The organism is Pseudomonas sp. 5Ae-yellow (assembly GCF_014077575.1).
Lineage (GTDB): Bacteria > Pseudomonadota > Gammaproteobacteria > Pseudomonadales > Pseudomonadaceae > Halopseudomonas > Halopseudomonas neustonica.
The window spans coordinates 1-6,418 of the sequence record NZ_JACGWE010000075.1 but is presented as its reverse complement, the minus strand read 5'-3'; the positions used below and the strand labels follow the sequence as shown (position 1 = coordinate 6,418).

8 protein-coding genes are annotated in these 6,418 nt (G+C 54.2%); 3 read left to right on the top strand and 5 right to left on the bottom strand.

The features are described from left to right. Positions 1–116: transposase (locus tag H4J77_RS18950; RefSeq protein ID WP_182249212.1), on the top strand; the 116-nt coding region annotated here is incomplete at its 5' end. 24 nt (positions 117–140) lie between these two features. Here the strand turns inward: H4J77_RS18950 and thrH are convergent. After that, positions 141–758 carry a bifunctional phosphoserine phosphatase/homoserine phosphotransferase ThrH gene (gene thrH, locus H4J77_RS18945; protein WP_182249984.1) on the bottom strand — a complete coding sequence of 206 codons (618 nt, stop codon included), beginning with the start codon at positions 756–758 and terminating at the stop codon, positions 141–143. Between the two features lie 215 nt (positions 759–973). Here thrH and H4J77_RS18940 point away from each other — a divergent pair, with 215 nt between their 5' ends. Then, complete coding sequence (locus H4J77_RS18940; RefSeq protein WP_123888925.1) at positions 974–1,699, top strand: phosphoadenylyl-sulfate reductase; 726 nt, start codon at positions 974–976, stop codon at positions 1,697–1,699. A gap of 77 nt (positions 1,700–1,776) precedes the next feature. Here H4J77_RS18940 and cysB read toward each other — a convergent pair whose 3' ends face one another. The 3 genes from cysB to H4J77_RS18925 form a co-directional block, all read right to left on the bottom strand. Then, positions 1,777–2,751 (bottom strand): HTH-type transcriptional regulator CysB, encoded by a 975-nt coding sequence (gene cysB, locus H4J77_RS18935; RefSeq protein ID WP_182249982.1) that lies wholly within the window; start codon positions 2,749–2,751, stop codon positions 1,777–1,779. Positions 2,752–3,024: 273 nt separating this feature from the next. Next, complete coding sequence (locus H4J77_RS18930; protein WP_123888927.1) at positions 3,025–3,942, bottom strand: 5'-nucleotidase; 918 nt, start codon at positions 3,940–3,942, stop codon at positions 3,025–3,027. A 19-nt stretch (positions 3,943–3,961) separates the two neighbouring features. Beyond that, complete coding sequence (locus H4J77_RS18925; RefSeq protein WP_182249980.1) at positions 3,962–4,909, bottom strand: putative 2-dehydropantoate 2-reductase; 948 nt, start codon at positions 4,907–4,909, stop codon at positions 3,962–3,964. A 247-nt stretch (positions 4,910–5,156) separates the two neighbouring features. Here H4J77_RS18925 and H4J77_RS18920 point away from each other — a divergent pair, with 247 nt between their 5' ends. Continuing rightward, a complete protein-coding gene (locus H4J77_RS18920) occupies positions 5,157–6,242 on the top strand; it encodes a 3-deoxy-7-phosphoheptulonate synthase (RefSeq protein WP_123888929.1) in 1,086 nt (361 codons plus the stop codon). Between the two features lie 52 nt (positions 6,243–6,294). Here H4J77_RS18920 and H4J77_RS18915 read toward each other — a convergent pair. Beyond that, positions 6,295–6,418: transposase (locus H4J77_RS18915; protein ID WP_182246879.1), on the bottom strand; the 124-nt coding region annotated here is incomplete at its 5' end.

Here is a 6,418-nt window from a genome sequence, read left to right as displayed (position 1 = left end):
TTCTGGAAGGCATGAACAACAAGATCAAGGTCATCAAACGAATGGCTTACGGTTACCGGGATAACAACTACTTCTTCTTGAAAATCAAAGCAGCGTTTCCCGGTAAAATGCGATGAACCTTTTTTATTGGCGACTACCGATCAGAGCGACAGCTCGCGGTTGGATGCCTTGATGAATTCCTGCTTCAGATCATCGAAGGTCTGCACTGCCGGGAACTGCGGAAATTCGTCGATCACGTTCTGCGGCGCGTGAAACAGAATACCAGCATGGGCTTCAGACAACATGGTGGTGTCGTTGTATGAATCACCAGCGGCAATAATGCGGTAGTAGATGCTCTTCAAGGCAACGACCGACTGACGCTTGGGGTCTTTCTGGCGCAGTTGATAATCCACTACGCGGTCGTTTTCATCGGTAATCAAACGATGGCAAAGCAGGGTCGGAAAGCCCAACTGGCGCATCAGTGGCTGCGAAAACTCGTAGAAGGTATCGGACAGAATGACAACTTGAAAGCGCTCACGCAGCCAGTTAACAAACTCGACGGCACCGTCCAATGGCTTTAGCGTAGCGATGACTTCCTGAATGTCTGACAGCTTGAGGCCGTGCTTGTCGAGAATCGACAGGCGCTGCTTCATCAACACATCGTAATCAGGAATATCCCGGGTTGTCGCCTTGAGTTCTTCAATGCCGGTTTTCTCGGCAAAGGCAATCCAGATTTCGGGGACCAATACGCCCTCAAGGTCAAGGCAGGCAATTTCCACGTAACTCTCCTGATAACGGTAAATTCAATGCCGCACAATCTACCGCCAAGCGCTTCGAGGCGCAACGAGAAAGCCCTGAAAATCACCATTGAAATAACATAAGCGCATAAAAATATAACTAAATAAAAGAGGATGGACTAAAGCCCCTTTGTTAGACTTTCCGCCCATAGAACGGTGAACAATACAGACACCGCGGGATAAAGAGCCTGATGCCCATGACTACCTTTGATACTGCAAAACTCGCCGGCGACTACGCCAATGAGTCGCCACAAAAGATCCTCGAACTGGCCTTGAACCACTTTGACAACCTCTGGCTGTCCTTCAGTGGTGCCGATGACATCGTCGTGCTCGACATGGCCTGGAAAATCAATCCCAACATCAAGGTATTCACCTTGGATACCGGCCGCCTGCACCCGGAAACCTACCGGTTTCTCGAACAGGTACGCAAACACTACGGCATCAAGATTGAGGCGCTGTCACCAGACCATCAGCAACTCGAAGCCTACGTGCACGAAAAAGGCCTGTTCGACTTCTATGAAAGCGGTCATGGCGAATGTTGCGGCATCCGCAAGATCGCCCCACTACGCCGCAAACTGGCCAGCGTCGATGCCTGGATTACTGGCCAGCGCAAAGACCAGAGCCCCACCCGCGCAGACGTACCCGTCATTGAGCAGGACGCGGCGTTTTCTACACCAGAACATACCGTGATCAAGTTCAACCCACTGGCAAGCTACAGTAGCGAAGACGTTTGGAATTACATCCGCATGCTGGAGATTCCCTACAATCCGTTGCACGAACGCGGCTTCGTCAGCATCGGCTGTGAGCCCTGCACTCGGCCGGTACTGCCTAATCAGCATGAGCGCGAAGGTCGCTGGTGGTGGGAAGAAGCCACCCAGAAAGAATGCGGTTTGCACGCCGGCAACCTGATCGCCAAGTCCTGATAGTACTGTCTGACGCTTTACGCAGCAGCTACAAAAAACCGGAGCAATGCTCCGGTTTTTTGTGCTCACTGTGACGCTTAATGCACAGGCAGCTCGACCCCGGCAAACAACTCATCCAGCTCGAGCTTGTTACTGCACTGCAATGCATTATCGATCATCTCGCGGGTGAGGTGCGGCGCGAAGGTTTCGATAAAGTCGTACATGTAACCACGCAGGAAGGTGCCACGGCGGAAGCCAATCTTGGTCACGCTGGCTTCAAACAACTTGCTGGCGTCGATCACCACCAGATCAGGATCAGCCACGGCATCCACTGCCATATGCGCGACGATACCCACACCCAGGCCCAAACGAACGTAAGTCTTGATCACATCCGCATCGGCAGCCGTGAACACCACCTTGGGCGACAAGCCACGATTGCTAAAGGCCTCATCCAGTTTGGAGCGCCCCGTAAAGCCAAAGACATAGGTGACCAGCGGATGCTCGGCCAGCGCCTCCAGCGTCAATTCACCAATGTCCGCCAGAGGATGCCCCTTGGGCACGATCACACAGCGATTCCACTTGTAACAGGGCATCATCACCAAATCGGAAAACAGCTCAAGCGCCTCAGTCGCGATGGCAAAATCGGCGGTACCATCGACGGCCATTTCGCAGATCTGCATCGGCGTGCCTTGGTGCATATGCAAAGAGACGTCGGGGTAGCTGCTGATGAATTTTTTGATAATCGGCGGCAACGCGTAGCGTGCCTGGGTATGCGTGGTAGATAGCGTTAGCGTGCCCTTGCGCTCATTGCTGAACTCCTGGGCGATCTGCTTGATGCTGTCGACCTTGCGCAGTATCTCACCCGCAGTCTCGATAATCCGCTCTCCCGCCGGGGTAATGCGCGTCAAGTGTTTGCCGCTACGCGAAAAAACCTCTACGCCGAGTTCATCCTCCAGCAGGCGAATCTGCTTGCTGATGCCGGGCTGCGAGGTGTACAGGCTCTGCGCCGTGGCGGATACGTTGAGATCGTGGTGGGCCACTTCCCAGATATAGCGCAGTTGCTGCAACTTCATAGGTATTCCTCTGCTTGATCCAGCGGCCTTGATGCAAACCGCTTTTGGCCTCTTGGGCGTTACACCTTTGAGTCTTTTTTGGGCTGTAGTTTGGTTACGGCAAAGGTGTCTGTCAGGGATAGACCGCTTATAACCAGATTAGTTGTTAATCGTCTTAGGTTAGACGATAAAATCAGGTTTAGACAGGAAAGTTTAACAATGCCGACCAACAGCAGAGTAAAAATTAAGCAGACGATAAAATCTATTAACAATCAATTAGTTGCGCAGCGTTCATTAACGCGGCTCGGGGATCTTGAGATTACTGATGCCATGGGGCACGTGACCGGTCGGCACCACGCCCATCGCACGCTGGCAGTGGCCTTCCTGATCATCAAAAAACAGATCAGCGCCAAACGCCTGTAAAAATTCGGATTTATCCAACCCACCCAGAAACAGCGACTCGTCGAGACGAATATCCCATTCACGCAAGGTGCGTATCACGCGCTCATGGGCTGGCGCGCTGCGGGCCGTGAACAAGGCGGTGCGAATAGGGCATTGCTCCTGCCCAAACTCGGTCTGGATTCGGTTAAGTGCGGCGAGAAAGGCCTTGAACGGGCCACCACCGAGCGGCTGCCTGGCGGCAGCCTGTTCGCTGGCCTGAAAGGCGGCCAAACCGTCGCGCTGAAATACCTGCTCTGACTCATCGGAAAACAGCACCGCATCGCCATCAAAGGCAATACGCAGTTCGTCGCGGGTTTCCCGACGCAGCCGTGAAGGCAGAATAGTCGCGGCGGCAAAGCCGGCATCCAGCGTCGCACGCACATCTTCTGCGTGAGTAGATAGAAACAGATGACAGCCAAAGGCAGGAATATAGGTAAAGGGACTGCGGCCGCCAGCGAAGGCGGCGCGCGTTATACCCAGCTGATAGTGCTGAATCGAGTTGAATACCCGCAGGCCGGTATCCGCGCTGTTACGCGACAGCAGCACCACCTCTACCCTGCTGTCGCCTGCAAGCAAACTGTTGATGTGCAATAGCTTTTGCACCAGCGCGAAGGCCTCACCCGGCTCTAGGGGCGAGTCCTCGCGGGCTATCTGATACTGACGGTAGGCTTCCAGCCCCTCACGCTCATAGACCTGATGGCTTTCATCCAGATCAAACAATGCCCTCGATGAGATGGCGATGACCAGTTTGTCACCGAGTAGCGCGGGCATAGTCGTCCTTTTAAGCGGTTTAGGCGTTGAGATAGCCGTTCTGAATGAACGTCAGCATGTCCAACAATGCCTCGGTTTTGGGCATGCTGCAACCGGCACTCTTGGCCTGACGCAGCATTTCGCCGTACAGGCTATCCAACTCCATCGGGCGCTTGTGTAACCAGTCGTGATACATGCTGGGATGGTAGTCCGGCATAACAGCTGTCCCGGCCAATAGTTTTTGCCCGATGCCATCGGGCATATCTACGCCACAGGCTTTGGCCGCCGCGACCACTTCTTCCATCATGTCGCCGATCAACTTGCGGCTGGCCTCATTGCCCAGAATCTGGGTGGTACCTGCGTTCAGTACCACAGAGGTGCCATTAAAGGGCGCATTCCACACCAGCTTCTGCCAGCGGGCGGCATCGACGCCAGGCAGGATACGAGTAGGAATACCGCCTGACTTGAGCAGCGCGGCGCCCTCTTCGAGCAAAGCTTTGGCATCATTGGCAGCCGGCCCTGAGTGGTAACCCAGGTCGATCATGCCGTTGAACTGATGTTTGATCAGGCCCGGCCCCTCGCGGAACAGGCAGACGTAGCACAGACCACCAATCAGGTGCATGCTATCGGGCAGAAAGGGACGCAGCTTGTCTTCGTTATTCAACCCGTTTTGCAGCAGCACGACCTTGGCATCCGCTTTACCTGCCTTGGCAATCAGGTCACCCAGGTCATCGCTGGTCGCCTTGGCGCCCACCAGTATCCAGTCACAGGCAGGCATGTCAGCGGCGTTCTTATAGGCTTGTACCGGATGCAGATGCAGCGGCTCATTAACCAGGCTGTTAACCGTAATGCCTTTCTCAACCACCGCGTCATACTCACTGCGCAACAAGAAGTGAACATCATGCCCAGCCTTCGCCAGCATGGCGCCATAAAAGCCGCCAATGGCACCGGTGCCGATAATGCCGATGCGTGGTTTCTTATTATCCATACAAGCCTCATTTGAACGATGTGGGTTTATGCCGCTAATGGTAATGGTCACAGCCAAGGCAAGACAGTCAACAACACGACAAAGCACGCCATGAATCCGCAACTATTGCGTCGGCGCCGTTAATAATTTTGTTTTTCAAGGTAATAGAAGGCGTGGGGTAGCCTAAGCGGCCAAGCTTGATTAAGCTGTGGAACACTTTTGAAACGGTCGCACCCCATTGCGGCCGGCACGACACCCAGGATAAATGATGGCCGATTTACCAATTGATGATTTAAATGTCACCTCCAACGAAATTCTTATCAGCCCTGAACAGCTGAAAGCGAAGATTCCGCTGAGCGAAGCCGCGCAGAAAACCGTGATTGAAAGCCGTCAGGTGATCCGCGATATTCTCGATGGCAAGGACCACCGCCTGTTCATCGTGATCGGCCCCTGCTCTATTCATGACATCGAAGCTGCCAAGGATTACGCCGCTCGCCTCAAGGTGCTGGCAGACGAAGTCAAGGATACGATCTACCTGGTCATGCGCGTTTATTTTGAAAAGCCGCGCACCACCGTCGGCTGGAAGGGCCTGATCAACGACCCTTACCTGGACGACTCGTTCAAGATTGAAGATGGCCTGCACATCGGCCGGCAGTTACTGCGCGACCTGGCCGAGATGGGCCTGCCCACTGCGACTGAAGCGCTGGATCCGATTTCGCCGCAGTATCTGCAGGATCTGATTTCCTGGTCTGCCATCGGCGCCCGTACTACCGAATCGCAGACTCACCGCGAAATGTCTTCCGGTCTGTCCTCTGCGGTTGGCTTCAAGAACGGTACTGACGGTAGCCTGTCGGTTGCGATCAACGCGCTGCAATCGGTTTCCAGCCCGCACCGCTTCCTGGGCATCAACCAGCAAGGCCAGGTCTCTATCGTGACCACCAAGGGCAACCCCTACGGTCACGTGGTACTGCGCGGTGGCAATGGCAAGCCGAACTACGACTCGGTCAGCGTTGCACTATGCGAAAAAGACCTGGAGAAAGCCTCAATCGCGCCCAACATCATGGTCGATTGCAGCCACGCCAACTCCAACAAAGATCCAGGCCTGCAGCCACTGGTGATGGAAAACGTTGCCAATCAGATTCTGGAAGGCAACAACTCCATTGTCGGCCTGATGGTTGAAAGCCATATCGGTTGGGGCAGTCAGTCCATTCCAAAGGATCTGTCGCAGCTGCAATACGGCGTGTCCGTCACTGATGCCTGTATCGACTGGGACACCACCGTCAACAGTGTGCGCAGCATGAGTGAGAAACTGAAAGCAGTTCTGCCCGAGCGTAGCCGCGTTATCGCTGGCTGAGCACCGCTGGCATTAGCCATAAAAAAACCGCCGAAAGGCGGTTTTTTTAGGTTCATCGCGCTTTACCGGGAAATGCTGCTTTTATCTTCAGAAAGAAGTAGTCGTTATCCCGGTAGCCGTAGGCCACCCGCTTGATCACCTTGATCTTGTTGTTCATTCCCTCCAACACACTGGTG